The 15,554-nt window shown below is 71.2% G+C and carries 17 protein-coding genes; all 17 read left to right on the top strand.

Annotated features, from left to right (window positions below; translation table 11 throughout):
- Positions 1 to 149 precede the first annotated feature (149 nt).
- The 17 genes from IM725_RS01155 to IM725_RS01075 all read left to right on the top strand — a co-directional run bounded on the left by IM725_RS01155 (position 150) and on the right by IM725_RS01075 (position 15,523).
- A complete protein-coding gene (locus IM725_RS01155) occupies positions 150 to 1,778 on the top strand; it encodes a carboxyl transferase domain-containing protein (protein WP_193778722.1) in 1,629 nt (542 codons plus the stop codon).
- Positions 1,779 to 1,794: 16 nt separating this feature from the next.
- Entirely contained in the window at positions 1,795 to 2,934 is a 1,140-nt protein-coding gene (locus tag IM725_RS01150) for an acyl-CoA dehydrogenase family protein (RefSeq protein WP_193778721.1), read from the top strand.
- Positions 2,935 to 2,947: 13 nt separating this feature from the next.
- Positions 2,948 to 3,730 (top strand): enoyl-CoA hydratase/isomerase family protein, encoded by a 783-nt coding sequence (locus tag IM725_RS01145; RefSeq protein ID WP_193778720.1) that lies wholly within the window; start codon positions 2,948 to 2,950, stop codon positions 3,728 to 3,730.
- 14 nt (positions 3,731 to 3,744) lie between these two features.
- A complete protein-coding gene (locus IM725_RS01140; RefSeq protein ID WP_193778719.1) occupies positions 3,745 to 4,392 on the top strand; it encodes a DUF4126 domain-containing protein in 648 nt (215 codons plus the stop codon).
- A gap of 28 nt (positions 4,393 to 4,420) precedes the next feature.
- A complete protein-coding gene (locus IM725_RS01135) occupies positions 4,421 to 6,457 on the top strand; it encodes an acetyl/propionyl/methylcrotonyl-CoA carboxylase subunit alpha (protein ID WP_193778718.1) in 2,037 nt (678 codons plus the stop codon).
- Positions 6,458 to 6,461: 4 nt separating this feature from the next.
- Entirely contained in the window at positions 6,462 to 7,382 is a 921-nt protein-coding gene (locus IM725_RS01130) for a 2-hydroxyacid dehydrogenase (protein ID WP_193778717.1), read from the top strand.
- A 7-nt stretch (positions 7,383 to 7,389) separates the two neighbouring features.
- Positions 7,390 to 8,298 carry a hydroxymethylglutaryl-CoA lyase gene (locus IM725_RS01125; RefSeq protein WP_193778716.1) on the top strand — a complete coding sequence of 303 codons (909 nt, stop codon included), beginning with the start codon at positions 7,390 to 7,392 and terminating at the stop codon, positions 8,296 to 8,298.
- A 43-nt stretch (positions 8,299 to 8,341) separates the two neighbouring features.
- Positions 8,342 to 8,623: a type II toxin-antitoxin system HigB family toxin gene (locus IM725_RS01120; RefSeq protein WP_193778715.1), complete on the top strand. Its 282-nt coding sequence runs from the start codon at positions 8,342 to 8,344 to the stop codon at positions 8,621 to 8,623.
- A complete protein-coding gene (locus IM725_RS01115; RefSeq protein WP_193778714.1) occupies positions 8,611 to 9,048 on the top strand; it encodes a helix-turn-helix domain-containing protein in 438 nt (145 codons plus the stop codon). Before IM725_RS01120 ends, IM725_RS01115 begins: the two co-directional genes overlap by 13 nt.
- Complete coding sequence (locus IM725_RS01110) at positions 9,048 to 9,557, top strand: YbaK/EbsC family protein (RefSeq protein WP_193778713.1); 510 nt, start codon at positions 9,048 to 9,050, stop codon at positions 9,555 to 9,557. Before IM725_RS01115 ends, IM725_RS01110 begins: the two co-directional genes overlap by 1 nt.
- Complete coding sequence (locus IM725_RS01105; protein WP_193778712.1) at positions 9,554 to 9,790, top strand: DUF1289 domain-containing protein; 237 nt, start codon at positions 9,554 to 9,556, stop codon at positions 9,788 to 9,790. Before IM725_RS01110 ends, IM725_RS01105 begins: the two co-directional genes overlap by 4 nt.
- On the top strand, positions 9,787 to 10,419 hold the full coding sequence (locus IM725_RS01100) for a 2-hydroxychromene-2-carboxylate isomerase (protein WP_193778711.1): 633 nt from the start codon (positions 9,787 to 9,789) through the stop codon (positions 10,417 to 10,419). Before IM725_RS01105 ends, IM725_RS01100 begins: the two co-directional genes overlap by 4 nt.
- A 24-nt stretch (positions 10,420 to 10,443) precedes the next feature.
- A complete protein-coding gene (locus IM725_RS01095; protein ID WP_193778710.1) occupies positions 10,444 to 12,273 on the top strand; it encodes a putative nucleotidyltransferase substrate binding domain-containing protein in 1,830 nt (609 codons plus the stop codon).
- Complete coding sequence (locus tag IM725_RS01090; protein WP_407692492.1) at positions 12,270 to 12,929, top strand: 3'-5' exonuclease; 660 nt, start codon at positions 12,270 to 12,272, stop codon at positions 12,927 to 12,929. Before IM725_RS01095 ends, IM725_RS01090 begins: the two co-directional genes overlap by 4 nt.
- Before the next feature lie 247 nt (positions 12,930 to 13,176).
- The gene (locus tag IM725_RS01085) at positions 13,177 to 13,662 is read left to right on the top strand and encodes a RidA family protein (protein WP_193778709.1); all 486 of its coding nucleotides are present in this window, start codon (positions 13,177 to 13,179) and stop codon (positions 13,660 to 13,662) included.
- 125 nt (positions 13,663 to 13,787) lie between these two features.
- On the top strand, positions 13,788 to 14,903 hold the full coding sequence (locus IM725_RS01080) for an MBL fold metallo-hydrolase (RefSeq protein WP_193778708.1): 1,116 nt from the start codon (positions 13,788 to 13,790) through the stop codon (positions 14,901 to 14,903).
- Complete coding sequence (locus IM725_RS01075; protein ID WP_193778707.1) at positions 14,903 to 15,523, top strand: SCO family protein; 621 nt, start codon at positions 14,903 to 14,905, stop codon at positions 15,521 to 15,523. The genes IM725_RS01080 and IM725_RS01075 overlap by 1 nt, the downstream gene beginning before the upstream one ends.
- Positions 15,524 to 15,554 lie beyond the last annotated feature (31 nt).

The following is a 15,554-nucleotide window of genomic DNA, read 5'->3' as shown; positions in this document are numbered from 1 at the left end:
GGGCGGGCGGCAGCGCGGCGGGGCATGGCGCGAGTCTGCCGTTGCGTGGCAGCTTTTGCAACCTCCTTGGCAGGCCCGGGCGCATCCCGATTCCTATGCTGGCGGCAGGGCCGCATCATGGCCGCCACAGCGACGAGAAAGAACATCCCATGCCCATCCTGCAGACGCAGCTGAACACGCGATCCGCCGACTTCCAGGCCAATGCGCAGGCCATGCAGGCCCTGGTCGACGACCTGGCCGAGCAGGTGCGCAAGGCCGAGGCCGGCGGCGGCGAGGCGGCGCGCGCCAAGCACACCGCGCGCGGCAAGCTGCTGCCGCGCGAGCGGGTGCAGCGCCTGCTGGACCCGGGCACGCCCTTCCTGGAACTGGCGCCGCTGGCCGCGCACGGCATGTACAAGGGCGACGCGCCCTGCGCGGGCGTGATCGCCGGCATCGGCCGCGTGAGCGGCATCGACTGCATGGTGGTGTGCAACGACGCCACGGTGAAGGGCGGCACCTACTACCCGATGACGGTGAAGAAGCACCTGCGGGCGCAGGAGATCGCGATGCAGAACCGCCTGCCCTGCATCTACCTCGTCGATTCCGGGGGCGCCAACCTGCCCAACCAGGACGACGTCTTCCCCGATCGCGAGCACTTCGGCCGCATCTTCTACAACCAGGCCAACATGAGCGCCAACGGCATCGCGCAGATCGCGGTGGTGATGGGCTCCTGCACCGCCGGCGGCGCCTACGTGCCGGCCATGAGCGACGAGACCATCATCGTCAAGAACCAGGGCACCATCTTCCTGGGCGGCCCGCCGCTGGTGAAGGCCGCCACCGGCGAGATCGTGACGGCCGAGGAACTGGGCGGCGGCGACGTGCACACCCGGCTGTCCGGTGTGGCCGACCACCTGGCGCAGAACGACCTGCACGCGCTGGCGCTGGCGCGGCAGGCCGTGGCCACGCTCAACAAGCCCAAGGTGCCGCCGGTGGAACTGCGCGCGCCGCGCCCCCCGCTCTACGACGCCCGGGAGATCTACGGCGTGGTGCCCACCGACGCGCGCAAGCCCTACGACGTGCGCGAGGTCATCGCCCGCATCGTGGACGGCTCGGAGTTCCACGAGTTCAAGCCGCGCTGGGGCGGCACGCCCGGCGGCGCCTCGACCACGCTGGTCTGCGGCTTCGCCCACATCGAGGGCATGCCGGTGGGCATCATCGGCAACAACGGCATCCTCTACAGCGAGTCGGCGCAGAAGGGTGCCCACTTCATCGAACTGTGCTGCCAGCGCAAGGTGCCGCTCATCTTCCTGCAGAACATCACCGGCTTCATGGTCGGCAAGAAGTACGAGAGCGAGGGCATCGCCCGCCACGGCGCCAAGATGGTGACGGCCGTGGCCACCGCCAGCGTGCCCAAGTTCACCATCATCATCGGCGGCAGCTTCGGCGCCGGCAACTACGGCATGTGCGGCCGCGCCTACTCGCCGCGCTTCCTCTGGATGTGGCCCAACGCCCGCATCTCCGTCATGGGCGGCGAGCAGGCCGCCAGCGTGCTGGCCACGGTCAAGCGCGACGGCATCGAGGCCAAGGGCGGCCAATGGAGCGCCGAGGAAGAGGCCGCGTTCAAGCAGCCGCTGCTGGACCAGTTCGCCCACCAGTCGCACCCCTACTACGCCAGCGCCCGCCTCTGGGACGACGGCGTGATCGACCCGGCCGACACCCGCCGGGTGCTGTCGCTGGGCCTGTCGGCGGCGATGAACGCGCCCATCGGCGAGCCGAAGTTCGGCGTCTTCCGCATGTGAATTCCTGGAGAACCTGATGCTGTATCCCACGATCTACGACACGCCCGAGCACCAGGTCCTGCGCGACCAGGTGGCGAAATTCATCGCCCGCGAGGTCGAGCCGCACGCCGCCGCCTGGGAAGAGCAGGGCATGGTGCCGCGCGAGGTGCTGCGGCGAATGGGCGAGGCCGGGCTGTTCGGGCTGATGTACGAGTCGCAGTACGGCGGCGCCGAGGGCGACGCGCTGACCAACCTGGTCTTTGCCGAGGCCTTGTCGCAGTCCACCTTCGGCGGCTTCATCATCACGGTGCTGGTGCACACCGACATGGCCAGCCCGCACCTGCACCACGCGGGCAACGCGGCGCAGAAGGACAAATACCTGCGCAAGGTCATCCGTGGCGATCTCATCACCGCGGTGGGCATCTCCGAGCCGGGCGCCGGCTCCGACGTGGCGGGCATACGCACCCAGGCGAAGCGCGACGGCGACCACTGGGTGCTCAACGGCACCAAGCTCTACATCACCAACGGCGTGCACGCCGACCTGTACTTCGTCGCCGCCAAGACCGGCCCCGGCAAGCGCGAGGTCTCCATGTTCATCGTCGAGAAGGGCACGCCCGGCTTCAGCGTGGGCCGCGCGCTCAAGAAGACGGGCTGGCTCTCGTCGGACACGGCCGAGCTGGTGTTCGACAACGTGCGCATCCCCGCCGCCAACCTGCTGGGCGAGGAGGGCAAGGGCTTCTATTCGGTGATGAAGAACTTCCAGACCGAGCGCATCGCCCTGGGCGCGATGGCGGTGGGCCACTGCCAGCGCGCGCTCGAGCTCACGCTGGACTACGTGCGCACCCGCCAGGCCTTCGGCGGCCCGCTCTGGAACCAGCAGACCATCCGCCAGCGCATCTCCATGCTGGACGCCAAGGTGCGGGCCGCGCGGCAATTCATGTATCACTGTGCATGGCGCGTCGACCAGGGCCACGACATCGTGCAGGATGTGTCCATGCTCAAGGCGCTCACCGGCGAGCTGGTCAACGAGGTGCTGCAGGCCTGCCAGCAGTTCCACGGCGGCATGGGCTACATGCGCGAGACGCCGGTGGAACGGCTGTGGCGCGATGCGCGCGTGCTGGCCATCGGCGGGGGTGCGACCGAGGTCATGCTGGAGGAAGTGGCCAAGCGCTACTGAGGAAGGGCACGCCATGAACCACCTCATCCTCAGCACCCGTGGCGCGGTCGCCACCGTCACGCTCAACCGCCCGGAAGTGCGCAACGCCTTCAACGACGAGGTGATCGCCGAGCTGACGCACGCCTTCACCGACCTGGGCCAGCGCGAGGACGTGCGCTGCATCGTGCTGGCCGCCGCGGGCACCGCCTTCTGCGCCGGCGCCGACCTGAACTGGATGAAGCGCATGGCCGGCTACACCCACGCGCAGAACGTGGAGGACGCGGCGGCGCTGGCCGAGATGCTGCGCGTGCTCTACCGCTGCCCCAAGCCCACCATCGCGCGGGTGCAGGGCGACGTGTACGCGGGCGGCACCGGGCTGGTGGCGGCCTGCGACATCGCCGTGTCCGCGGACACGGCCACCTACTGCCTGTCGGAGACGAAGCTGGGCCTGATCCCGGCCACCATCAGCCCCTACGTGATCCGCGCCATGGGCGCGCGCGCCGCGCACCGCTGGTTCCTCACGGCCGAGCGCTTTTCGGCCAGCGAGGCGCACCGCATCGGGCTGGTGCACGAGCTGGTGGCGGCCGAGGCGCTGGACGCCGCCGTGGACGGCATCGCGCAGGCGCTGGTGCAGGCCGGCCCGCAGGCGGTGAAGGCCAGCAAGGCGCTGGTGCAGGACGTGGCCGGGCGCGAGATCGAGCCCAAACTCATCGCCCGCACGGTGCAGGGCATCGCCGACATCCGTGTGTCGGACGAAGGCCGCGAGGGCATCCAGTCCTTCCTGGGCAAGCGCAAGCCGAGCTGGCTGGCCGACTAGGCATCTCGAAGACCATGGACGCGCTCAACGGCCTCGCCAACCCGCCCCAGCTGCTCGCGCTGGCGGCGGCGCTGGGCTGGGCCAGCGGCATCCGGCTCTACCTGGCGGTGTTCGCGCTGGGGATGGCCGGCCATTTCGGCCTGGTCCCCTTGCCGCCCGGGCTGCACGTGCTCGCCAGCCCGGTGGTGCTGGGTGTCGCCGGCTTCATGGCCTTCGTCGAGTTCTTCGCCGACAAGATTCCCTATGTGGACACGGTCTGGGACACGGTGCACACGCTGATCCGCATCCCCGCCGGCGCGGCCCTGGCGGCCGGTGCGCTGGGTGCGGACGGGACCACCATGGCCTGGGTCGGCGCCCTGCTGGGCGGCGGCCTGGCCGCCACCAGCCATGCCGCCAAGCTCACCACGCGGGCGGCGGTCAACACCTCGCCGGAGCCCTTCTCCAACCTCGCGGTCTCGCTGGCCGAGGACGGGCTGGTGGCCGGCATGCTGTGGCTGTCCGCCACGCACCCGATGCTGTTCGCGATCGCCCTGGTGGGCGTGCTGGCGCTGTCGGTGCTGCTGATGGTGCTGTTGTTCAAGTTCCTGCGCGCGGTGGCGCGGCGCCTGTCCGGCTTCATGGCCGGGCGGGGCCTGCCCGAGGCGCCGCCGGGGCATTCCTGATGAGAAGAAAAAACGGAGCGAGGAGCCCATGTTCCAGAAGATCCTGATCGCCAACCGCGGTGAAATCGCCTGCCGGGTCGCCGCCACGGCGCGCCGCCTGGGCATCCGCACGGTCGCCGTGTACTCCGAGGCCGACGCCCGCGCGCGCCACGTGCGGGCCTGCGACGAGGCGGTGGCCATCGGCGGCAGCGCGCCGCGCGACAGCTACCTGCGCTGGGAGCGCATCATCGAGGCGGCGAAGCGCACGGGTGCGCAGGCGATCCACCCCGGCTACGGCTTCCTCAGCGAGAACGAGGAGTTCGCGCAGGCCTGCCAGGAAGCGGGCCTGGTGTTCATCGGCCCGCCGCCCTCGGCGATCCAGGCCATGGGGCTGAAGGCCGAGTCCAAGCAGCTGATGGAGAAGGCCGGCGTGCCGCTGGTGCCCGGCTACCACGGCCGCGAGCAGGACCCGGCCCTGCTGCGGCGCGAAGCGGCCCGCATCGGCTACCCGGTGCTCATCAAGGCCAGCGCGGGCGGCGGCGGCAAGGGCATGCGCGCGGTGGAGAGCGAGGCGCTGTTCGACGACGCGCTCGCCTCCTGCCAGCGCGAGGCGCAGAACAGCTTCGGCGATGCGGCGGTGCTGATCGAGCGCTACGTGCAGCGGCCGCGCCACATCGAGATCCAGGTCTTCGGCGACACCCACGGCAACTGCGTCTGGCTCTTCGAGCGCGACTGCTCGGTGCAGCGGCGCCACCAGAAGGTGCTGGAGGAAGCGCCCGCGCCCGGCATGACAGAGGCGCTGCGGCGCGAGATGGGCGAAGCGGCGGTGGCGGCGGCCCGGGCCGTGAACTACGTGGGCGCCGGCACCGTCGAGTTCATCGTCGAGCAGCGCGAGGGCGGCATGCAGTTCTTCTTCATGGAGATGAACACCCGCCTGCAGGTGGAGCACCCGGTGACCGAGGCCATCACCGGCCTGGACCTGGTGGAGTGGCAGCTGCGCGTGGCCGCGGGCGAGCCGCTGCCGAAGAGGCAGGACGAACTGCACATCCACGGCCACGCGATCGAGGCCCGCATCTGCGCCGAAAACCCCGACAACAACTTCCTGCCCGCCACCGGCCGCCTGGCGGTGGCGCGCTGGCCGGCGCACGTGGCCTTCCGGCGCAACGCCCAGGGCGAGCCGGGCCTGCACGCCGCGCCGGTGCGGCTGGACGCGGGCTTCGGCGAGGGCGACACCATCTCGCCCTTCTACGACTCCATGATCGCCAAGCTCATCGTGCACGGCGCCACGCGCGAGCAGGCCCTGGCCCGGCTGGACGCCGCGCTGGCGCAGGTGCAGATCGTGGGCGTGGCCAACAACGTGCAGTTCCTGCGCCATGTGGTGCGCAGCCGCTCCTTCGCCCAGGCCGACCTGGACACGGCGCTCATTCCGCGCGAGGAGGCGGCGCTGTTCAACCAGCAGCCGGTGTCGCTGGCGCGCGCCGCCGCGGCCGCCATCGCCGCCGCGCTGCGGGACGAGCGCCTGCAGGCCGGCGCCGACCCCTTCAGCCGCCGTGACGGCTGGCGCTCGCACGGCGTCACGACGCGCCGCTTCGAGTTCGAATTCGCGGGCGAGCGTGCCGCGGCCGAGCTGGCCTGCCTGCACGACGGCGCGCTGCACCTGCGCGTGGACGGGCGCGAAGGCCTGCTCGCCTTCGAGGCGGCGCCGGACGGCCTCGCGATCGAGTTCGACGGCGAGCGCTTCAACGCCCGGGTCGACCGCTTCGGCGAGGTCGACCACGTGTTCACGCCGCAGGGCGCGGCGGTGATCACCGCGATCGACCTGCTGGCCCATGCGGGCGAAGGCGCGAGCGAGGGCGGGCGGCTCACCGCGCCCATGCCGGGCAAGGTGCTGTCCTTCGCGGTGAAGGCGGGCGACACGGTGAAGAAGGGCCAGGCCCTGGCCGTGATGGAGGCCATGAAGATGGAGCACACCATCGCCGCGCCGGGCGACGGGGTGGTGGCCGAGCTGCTCTACGCCCCGGGCGACCAGGTCGCGGAGGGGGCGGAGCTGCTCAAGCTCGCCAGCGCGGGCGCAACGGCACAATAAGCCCATGCGTATCGTTTTCTCCGCCACGGGCATGAAGGCCGCGCCCTGGCTGGCCGGGCTGCGCGAGGCCCTGCCCGGGGCCGAGGTGCTGGAGTGGCAGCCGGGCGCGCCGCCGGCCGACTACGGCGTGGTCTGGGCGCCGCCGCAGGCCTTCATCGACGAGCAGCCCGGGCTCAAGGCGCTGTTCAACCTGGGGGCGGGCGTGGACGCGCTGCTGCGCCTGGCGCTGCCGCCCGGCCTGCAGGTGGTGCGGCTGGACGACGCCGGCATGGCGGTGCAGATGGCCGAGTTCGTCTGCCATGCGCTGATCCGCCATTTCCGCGAGCTGGACGCCTACGAGCGTGACATCGAGGCCGGCACCTGGTCGTACCGCAAGCCGCGCGATCGTGCTGAGTGCCCGGTCGGCATCATGGGCCTGGGCGTGCTGGGCGCGCGCGTCGCGCAGGCGGTGCAGCAGTTCGAGTTCCCGGTGCGCGGCTGGAGCCGCTCGCCCAGGGCGCTGCCGGGCGTGGAATGCTTCGCCGGCGCGGACCAGCTGGACGCCTTCCTGGCCGGCACGCGGGTGCTGGTCTGCCTGCTGCCGCTGACCTCGGAGACCGAGAACATCCTCAACCAGCGCACGCTCTCGCGCCTGCTGCCGGGCGCCTTCCTCATCAACGTGGCGCGCGGCGCGCACCTGGTGGAGGCCGACCTGCTGGCCCTGCTGGACAGCGGCCAGATGGCCGGGGCGGCGCTGGACGTGTTCCGCACCGAGCCGCTGCCGGCCGGCCACCCGTTCTGGACCCACCCGCGCATCACCGTCACGCCGCACACCTCGGCCCGCACGCTGCGCGAAGCCACCATTGTCCAGGTCGCGGCCAAGCTGCAGGCGCTGGAGCGTGGAGAGCCCATCGCCGGTGTGGTCGAGACGAAGCGCGGATACTAGGAGCCCCATGAACATTCCCTCTCGCGTCAAGCTCGTCGACGTGGGCCCGCGCGACGGCCTGCAGAACGAGAAGCAGCCCGTGCCCGCCGAGGCCAAGGTCGGCCTGGTGCACCGGCTGCAGGAGGCCGGGCTGAAGGAGATCGAGGTCACCAGCTTCGTCTCGCCCAAGTGGGTGCCGCAGATGGCGGACAACGCCGAGGTGATGGCCGCGATCCAGCGCCAGCCCGGCGTGCGCTATTCGGTGCTCACGCCCAACATGAAGGGCCTGGAAGCGGCGCTGCCCTCCAGACCGGACGAGGTCGTGGTCTTCGGCGCGGCCAGCGAGGCCTTCAGCCAGCGCAACATCAACTGCTCCATCGCCGAGAGCATGGAGCGCTTCGCGCCCGTGGTGGCGGCGGCCCGCGCGGCGGGCGTCTACGTGCGCGGCGCGATCTCCTGCGCGGTGGGCTGCCCCTACGAGGGCGATGTGGCGCCCGAGCGGGTCGAACTCCTGGCGCGGCTCATGAAGGAGATTGGCGTGCAGCACATCGGCGTGGCCGACACCATCGGCGTGGGCACGCCGCTGAAGGTGCAGCGCGCGCTGGAGGCCGCCCTGCGCCACTACACGCTGGCCGACATCTCCGGCCATTTCCACGACACCTACGGCCAGGCCCTGGCCAACACCCTGGCCGCGCTGCAGATGGGCGTGTGGCAGTACGACACCTCGGTCGCCGGCCTGGGCGGCTGCCCCTACGCCAAGGGCGCGACTGGCAACGTGGCCACGGAAGACGTGGTCTACATGCTGCACGGCATGGGCATAGAGACCGGCATCGACCTGGACAAGCTGGTCGACGCCGGCCAGTACATCAGCGAACGCCTGGGCCGCAAGCCGAATTCGCGCGCGGCGACGGCGATCCTGAACAAGCGGGCGGGGTAAGAGCGCAAAGTGCCATAATCTCACTTTGAGATAGCATGGCCGGATGCGGGTGATCTCGAACCGGGCCCTGGTGGACTTTGCATCCGCGCATCCCGAGGCGCATGCTGCGCTCCAGGCCTGGCGACAGATCCTCCAGTCGGGCAGCTATCCCAACTTCGCGGCCTTGCGCCGCAGCTTCAATTCAGTGGATCGGGTGGGCGATTACCATGTGTTCAATGTAGGCGGGAACAAGGTGCGCGTGGTTGCAGCCCTTCATTTCAACCGCCAGATGGTGTTCATCCGCCACGTGTTCACGCACAAGGAGTACGACCTGTGGAAGCCGTGATTGACAGCCGGACGGCCGCTGAACTGGGCCGCCATGTGGCTGCGATCGAGAAGCACGTGCCGTTGCGCCCCATCCGGTCCATGAGCGATTACGAAGCCGCCGTGCAAGCCCTCAACGCCCTGCTCGACGCCGGCGCCGCCCAGGAGTCCCATCCGCTGGCCAACTTGGCCGCGACGCTGGGCGAACTGGTGGCCGACTATGACGAGGCCCACCATGCCATGGCCGCCGCGACGCCCGCCGAGATTCTTCTGCACCTGATGCAAGCCCATGGGCTGAAGCAGGGCGACCTGCCCGAGGTGGGCTCGCAGGGGGTGGTCTCTGAAATCCTGCGCGGGCGCCGTGAACTCAACCTGCGGCAGATCCGCGCGCTGGCACAGCGCTTCGGCGTGTCGCCAGCCCTGTTCCTCGGCAAGGAGGCTGCGTGATGTGCGGCGCTGAACTCACCGCCCTGCCCGAAGGCGTGCAGCGCGTCGCGCGGCTCCTGGAGGCGGCCGGCCACCCGCACCGGCCGGTGATGCTGGACGATGCGGCGCGCACCGCGCGGCAGGCGGCCGACGCGCTGGGCGTGGCGCTGGGGCAGATCGCCAAGAGCATCATCTTCCGGCGCAAGGCCGACGAGGTCGCGGTGCTGGTCGTCACCTCGGGCGACCGCCGGGTGGACGAGAAGAAGGTGGAGGCGCTGGTCGGCAAGCTGGGCCGCGCCGATGCCGAGTTCGTGAAGTCGCGCACCGGCTTTTCCATCGGCGGCGTGTCGCCCGTGGGCCATGCGCAGCCGCCGGTGACGCTGATCGACCGCGAGCTCTACCGCTTCGACGAGATCTGGGCCGCGGCCGGCCACCCGCACGGCGTCTTCCGCCTGAAGCCGGCCGACCTGGAACAGCTCACGGGTGCGCCCGTGGCGGACGTGGTGCAGCCTCCGGTGGCCGCGTCATGAGCGCACACCACGCCCTCGCCCGGCAGGCCCGCCGCGTCCTCGGGGATGAGGTGGCGGCCGTGCCCTCGCCGTGCATCTCGCTGTGCCGCATGGACGCCGACAACCGCTACTGCCAGGGCTGCCTGCGCACCCTGGACGAGATCGCGAGCTGGTCCACCCTCGGCGAGGACGCCCGGCGCGAGGTCTGGACGCAGATCGGCCAGCGCATCGCGCAGGCCGGGGAGCGCGCGTGAAGACCCTCACTTTCCACCTGGACTTCATCTCCCCGTACGCGCACCTCGCGTTCGAACACCTGCCGCAGGCCCTGCAGGGCATCAGCCACGCGGTCGACTACCGGCCGGTGCTGTTCGCCGCCATGCTCAAGCACGGCGGCCAGCTGGGCCCGGCCGAGATTCCCGGCAAGCGCGAGTGGACCTACCGCCAGGTGCTCTGGCTGGGCCATGCGAACGGCATCGACATCCAGATGCCCGCGGCCCATCCCTTCAACCCCTTGCCGCTGCTGCGCCTGGCGCTGGCCTGCGGCCGCGACGGCCTGGTGAACCGGCATGTGGCCGAGACCGTATTCCGCCACGTGTGGCACGGCGGCGCCGACGCGGCCGACCCCGCGCGCCTGGCGGCCCTGCGCGCACGGCTGGCCCCGGCCCGGGACCCCGATGGCGACGAGGTGAAGGCCGAGCTGCGCGCCAACACCGAGGCGGCCATCGCCGCCGGCGTGTTCGGCGTGCCCGCCCTGGTCGCCGACGGCCGTGTCTTCTGGGGCTTCGACAGCCTGCCCATGCTGCGGGCCGCCCTGCAGGGCGACCCCTGGTTCGACACCCACTGGGACGGCGCTGCAAGCGTGGTGCAAGGCATCCGGCGCTGAATCGGCGGGCAGCGACTGCCCCAGATGCCCAACGCCTTCAATTTCGCCGCCTCGCCCTTCGACTGCCTGCAGCCGCAGGAGCGCCGGCTGGTGCGTGACAGCGTGGACATCGCCTACTTCCGCGCCGGCGAGCTCATCCTGGACGTGGGCGCCCGGCCCACCCACCTCTTCGTCGTCATCAAGGGTCGCGTCACCCAGCACGACGGCGAGGAGCTGGTCGCCACCTACGGCCCCGACGACACCTTCGACGGCCGCGGCCTGGTGGCCGGCCGCGTGAGCCACCGCTTCGTCGCCGCCGAGGAGGTGGTGGCCTACCAGCTCGCGCAGGCCACGGTGAGCAGCCTGATCGCCTCCAACGCCACCTTCGGCGCCTTGCTCTTCTCCGACCTGGGCCACAAGCTCAGTGCCATCGCCCAGCGCCAGGACGGGCGCGAGATGCAGTCGCTCACGCTGTCGCGCGTGGACGAGGCCTACCTGCGGCCGCCGCAGTTCGTCGATGCGACGACCGACATCCTGTCGGTGGTGCGCATCTTCCAGCAGCACCGCAGCTCCAACGTGCTGGTGCGCGACCGCGCCAGCGAGCCGCCGCGGCTGGGCATCTTCACCGCCACCGCCCTGCAGCGCGCCATCCTGGACGGCCGGCCGCTGGACCGGCTGCCGGTGGGTGAGCTGTCCAACTTCCAGCTCATCACGGTGCGCCCCGGCGACCAGCTGGGCGACGCGATGGCGCTGATGCTCAGGCGGCGCGTGCACCGCGTGGTGGTCATGGAGGGCGAGGAGATCCGTGGCGTGCTGGAGGCGCTGGACCTGTTCAGCTTCCTGTCCAACCACTCGCACCTGATCTCGGTGCGCATCGAGGACGCCACGGACCTGCAGGGCCTGTCGCAGGCGGCTTCGCAGATCACGAAGCTGATCGCGCTGCTGGAGCGGGGCGGCACCAAGGTGGCGCTGATCGCCCAGCTGGTGCAGGGCCTGAACGCGCGCCTGTTCGAGCGCGCCTGGCAGCTGGTGGCCGGCCCGGACCTGGTGGCCCACAGCTGCCTGTTCGTCATGGGCAGCGAGGGCCGGGGTGAACAGCTGCTCAAGACCGACCAGGACAACGCGCTGGTGCTGCGCGAGGGCTACCTGCCGCCAGCGGACCTGCAGGCGACCTGCGACCGCTTCTCGCAGGTGCTGGCCGATTTCGGCTACCCGCCCTGCCCGGGGCGCGTCATGGAGAACAACCCCGCGTGGCGCGGCGACGTGGCCGCCTTCTCGCGCCAGGCGCGGGAATGGCTGCTCATGCCCACGCCCGACAGCCTGATGAAGCTCGCCATCTTCATGGACGCGCACGCCGTGGGCGGCGACGCGAAGCTGCTGGACGCGGTGCGCGACAGCCTGTTCCAGCTCTCGGCCGACAACGACCTGGTCCTGGCGCGCTTCGCCGCCGCCATCGACAGCTTCGCCCCGGCGGCCGGCTGGCTGGGCCGGCTGTTCTCGCTGGGCGGCGAGGGCGAGGGGCGGCTGGACCTGAAGAAGGAGGGCCTGTTCCCGCTGGTGCACGGGGTGCGCGCGCTCGCCTTCGCCCACGGCGTTCGCGAGACCGGCACGGCCGCGCGCATCGCGCGGCTGGCCGCGGCCGGGCAGCTGCCCGCGGCGCTGGGCCACGAACTCACCGACAGCCTGCATTTCTTCATGGGCCTGCGCCTGAAGGCGGGCCTGGCCGAACTGGACCGCGGCCAGCCGGTCAGCGGCGCGATCGAGCTCGCCAGCCTGGGCTCGCTGGACCGCGACCTGCTCAAGGACACGCTGGAGGTGGTGCGCCGCTTCCGCGGCCTGCTGCGCCAGCGCTTCCGGCTGGACCTGGTGTCGTGAAGCCGCCCGCGCTGCCCACCCGCTGGTGGCAGGCCCTGCGCCGCGAGTGGCTGCTCTACCACCTGGGCCTGCCCGAGTTCCGCTTCATGTTCGATGCGCCGCCGCCCGGCGAATGGGTGGCGCTGGACTGCGAGACCACGGGGCTGAACGTGCGCAGCGACGAGATCATCTCCATCGGCGCGGTGCGCATCGCCGGCAACCGCATCCTCACCAGCGAGCGCCTGGAACTGCTGGTGCGGCCCGAGCGGGGCGTCTCGGCCGAAAGCGTGCGCGTGCACCGGCTGCGCGAGCAGGACGTGGCCCAGGGCCTGCCGGTGGACGAGGCGGTGCGGCGCCTGATGCACTTCATCGGCAGCCGGCCCCTGGTCGGCTACTACCTGGAGTTCGACCTCGCCATGCTGGACCGGGCCGTGTTTCCCCTCCTGGGCATGGGCCTGCCGCAGCCGCGCATCGAGGTCTCGCGCCTGTACTACGAGTGGAAGTTCAGCCAGCTGCCCGCCGCCGAGCAGCAGGTGCGGGTCGACCTGGACCTGCGCTTTTCCACCCTGATGCAGGACCTGGGCCTGCCCGAGCGCGAGGCGCACGACGCGCTCAACGACGCGGTGATGGCCGCCCTGGCCTTCATCAAGCTGCGGCAGTTGCTGCAGCTGCCCTGAGGGCCCCCCGCGGCCTTGGCATGCAATCCCGTGAACGCGGGATGCGCCAGCGGCCCGGCGGCTTTGCACCGGTGGGCGGTTGCTGTAGCCTGCCCGGCAACAAGAGGGGGAGTTCCAGATGCTGGATTTCAACGCACGCCGTGGCTTCCTGCGGACGTCCTGCGGCCTGGGCGGGGCCGCGCTGCTCGGCGGATTGATGCCCGGGGCTGCCGCGGTCGCGGCGACCCCACCCACAGGAGGAAATGCCATGGACACCATCGACGCGCGGCTGGCCGCGCTCGGCCTGCAACTGCCCCAGCCGCTGAAGATGCCGCCCGGCCTGAAGCTGCAGTTCCCCTGGGTGCGCGTTCTGGGCTCGCGCGCCCTCATCTCCGGCCACGGGCCCACGGACGCCGAGGGCAACATCGCGCAGCCGCTGGGCAAGGTCGGCGCGGAGGTCAGCGAGGAGCAGGCCTACCACGCAGCCCGGCTCACAGGCCTCGCCATCCTGGGCAGCCTGAAGCGCGAGCTGGGCAGCCTGGACCGCATCGCCGGCTGGGTCCGTGTCTTCGGCATGGTCAATTCGGCGCCCGGGTTCAACCGCCAGCCGGCCGTGATCAACGGCTTCAGCGACCTGATCCTGGAGGTGTTCGGCCCGGAGCGCGGCGCGCACGCGCGCAGCGCGGTCGGCCTGGCCGAGCTGCCGTTCCGCATCCCGGTCGAGATCGAGGGCGAGGTCGCGCTGCGCGACTGAGCCCGGGGCGGGCGCTGCGGCGCGTGGCGGGGGCAGGACCCCGGGCCGTCGGCCAGGCCGCCCGGCGGGACTGTGCGGCCCGGGCGAAAACTGCTAGCCTGCCGCTCAACAATGAGGAGAAGGCCATGGTGGGTTCCAATGCACGGCGCAACTTCCTGAAGACCTCCTGCTGCCTGGGCGGGGCGGCCCTGTTCGGCAGCCTGGTCCCCGGGCGCTCCGCGAGCGCGGCCAGCCTGGACGTCCCGGTGGTGGACAAACTGGCGATCAAGGTCCTGGTGGACAGCAGCTTCGACATCTTCCTGCGGCCCACCCAGGTGCACGGGGTGGCCTTCGCGCCATCGCGGCCCCAGGGCGACTACCGCCGCTCCCTGCACAACGAGTGGGGCCTGTCCCTCTGGCTGGAGTCGCAGCGTGGCAGCGAGATGCGCAGCTTCATGCTGGACTACGGCTACACGCCGGAAGTCCTCGCCAACAACATGGAGTTGCTGGGCGTGGACCCGGCCCGGCTGGACGCCCTCATCATCAGCCACGGGCACTTCGACCACTTCGGCGGCCTGATGGGCTTCCTGGACCGGTACCGCGACAAGCTGCCGGCGGACATGAAGCTCTACGCCGGCGGCGAGGACAACTTCTGCCACCGCGTGGCACGCACCGCCACGCCGGGCCAGTTCACCGACTTCGGCACCCTGGACCGGCGTGAACTGGCCGCCCGCCGGATCACCACGGTGCTGGCCGAAACCCCGGCGGTCATCGGCGGCCACGCGTTCACCACGGGGCGCATCCAGCGCAACAGCATTGAGAAGGTGCTGCCGCAGACCCTGGTCGAGTTCGGCATGAAGGACGGCCTGGGCTGCGACAGCTCGCACTACCTGCCCGCCGAGATGGCGGGCAAGATCGTTCCCGACGAGCACATCCACGAGCACGCCACCTGCTACCACGTCAAGGACCGGGGCCTGGTGGTCATCAGCAGCTGCGGCCACGTCGGCATCGTCAACACGGTGCGGCAGGCCCAGGCGGTCTCCGGCGTGGAGAAGGTGCACGCCATCGTGGGCGGCTTCCACCTGGGCCCGGCGCCCCAGGACTACCTGGTGCAGGTGGTCGCCGAGATCCGCAAGCTGCAGCCCGACGTGGTGATCCCCATGCATTGCAGCGGCCTGAACTTCGTGCAGGAAGCGCGTGCCCAGATGCCGGGCAACCTGCTGCTGTCGACCACCGGCGGCCGCATCACCTTCGGCGCCTGATGAGCGCGGCGGCCGCGGCGCGTCCGGGCCTGCTGGCGCTCGTCCTGGCGCTGGCGGCCTCGTCCACCCTGGCCCATGCGCCCGGCCGGCGTTCGGCGGCCGAGCTGATGGACGCCATCATGTGGAACCGCGAAACCATCGGCGGCCCGTTCGCGCTCACGGATCAACAGGGCCGGCGCCGCACCGACGCGGACTTCCGTGGCCGGCTCATGCTGGTGTACTTCGGCTTCACGGCCTGTGCCGACGTCTGCCCGGGGGACCTGCAGCAGATCGCCACGGCCTTGCAGCAGCTCGGGCCGGCCGGCGAGGACGTGCAGCCGATCTTCATCACGCTGGACCCCGCGCACGACACCCCCGCGCGGCTGGCCCAGTATGTGCCGCACTTCCACCCCCGCCTGCTGGGCCTGACGGGCACGGCGCGCCAGATCGACCAGGTCGCCTCGGCCTACCGCGTCTACTACCGCACGGTCGCCCGGCCCCGGCGCGCCGGTGACGCCGTCGACCACTCGGCCTTCATCTACCTGATGGATCGCGAGGGCAAGTACCTGGGCTTCTTTCCGCCCGGCACGCCGGCCGCGCGCCTGCGCCAGGTCATCCAGCCCTACCTCGGCACCCCGTAGCCGCCGCGCGAGCCCGAGGGCCGTCCAGGGC

Origin of the sequence: Ramlibacter aquaticus (genome assembly GCF_015159745.1) — a bacterium.
Taxonomy (GTDB): Bacteria; Pseudomonadota; Gammaproteobacteria; order Burkholderiales; family Burkholderiaceae_C; genus Ramlibacter; species Ramlibacter aquaticus.
This window is presented reverse-complemented; position numbering and strand designations above follow the sequence as displayed.

Bases quoted from the DNA above. Each gene is read 5' to 3' on its own strand.
- IM725_RS01155 (WP_193778722.1), top strand. From the start codon at position 150: ATGCCCATCCTGCAGACGCAGCTGAACACGCGATCCGCCGACTTCCAG.
- IM725_RS01150 (WP_193778721.1), top strand. From the start codon at position 1,795: ATGCTGTATCCCACGATCTACGACACGCCCGAGCACCAGGTCCTGCGC.
- IM725_RS01145 (WP_193778720.1), top strand. From the start codon at position 2,948: ATGAACCACCTCATCCTCAGCACCCGTGGCGCGGTCGCCACCGTCACG.
- IM725_RS01140 (WP_193778719.1), top strand. From the start codon at position 3,745: ATGGACGCGCTCAACGGCCTCGCCAACCCGCCCCAGCTGCTCGCGCTG.
- IM725_RS01135 (WP_193778718.1), top strand. From the start codon at position 4,421: ATGTTCCAGAAGATCCTGATCGCCAACCGCGGTGAAATCGCCTGCCGG.
- IM725_RS01130 (WP_193778717.1), top strand. From the start codon at position 6,462: ATGCGTATCGTTTTCTCCGCCACGGGCATGAAGGCCGCGCCCTGGCTG.
- IM725_RS01125 (WP_193778716.1), top strand. From the start codon at position 7,390: ATGAACATTCCCTCTCGCGTCAAGCTCGTCGACGTGGGCCCGCGCGAC.
- IM725_RS01120 (WP_193778715.1), top strand. From the start codon at position 8,342: ATGCGGGTGATCTCGAACCGGGCCCTGGTGGACTTTGCATCCGCGCAT.
- IM725_RS01110 (WP_193778713.1), top strand. From the start codon at position 9,048: ATGTGCGGCGCTGAACTCACCGCCCTGCCCGAAGGCGTGCAGCGCGTC.
- IM725_RS01105 (WP_193778712.1), top strand. From the start codon at position 9,554: ATGAGCGCACACCACGCCCTCGCCCGGCAGGCCCGCCGCGTCCTCGGG.
- IM725_RS01095 (WP_193778710.1), top strand. From the start codon at position 10,444: ATGCCCAACGCCTTCAATTTCGCCGCCTCGCCCTTCGACTGCCTGCAG.
- IM725_RS01085 (WP_193778709.1), top strand. From the start codon at position 13,177: ATGGACACCATCGACGCGCGGCTGGCCGCGCTCGGCCTGCAACTGCCC.
- IM725_RS01080 (WP_193778708.1), top strand. From the start codon at position 13,788: ATGGTGGGTTCCAATGCACGGCGCAACTTCCTGAAGACCTCCTGCTGC.
- IM725_RS01075 (WP_193778707.1), top strand. From the start codon at position 14,903: ATGAGCGCGGCGGCCGCGGCGCGTCCGGGCCTGCTGGCGCTCGTCCTG.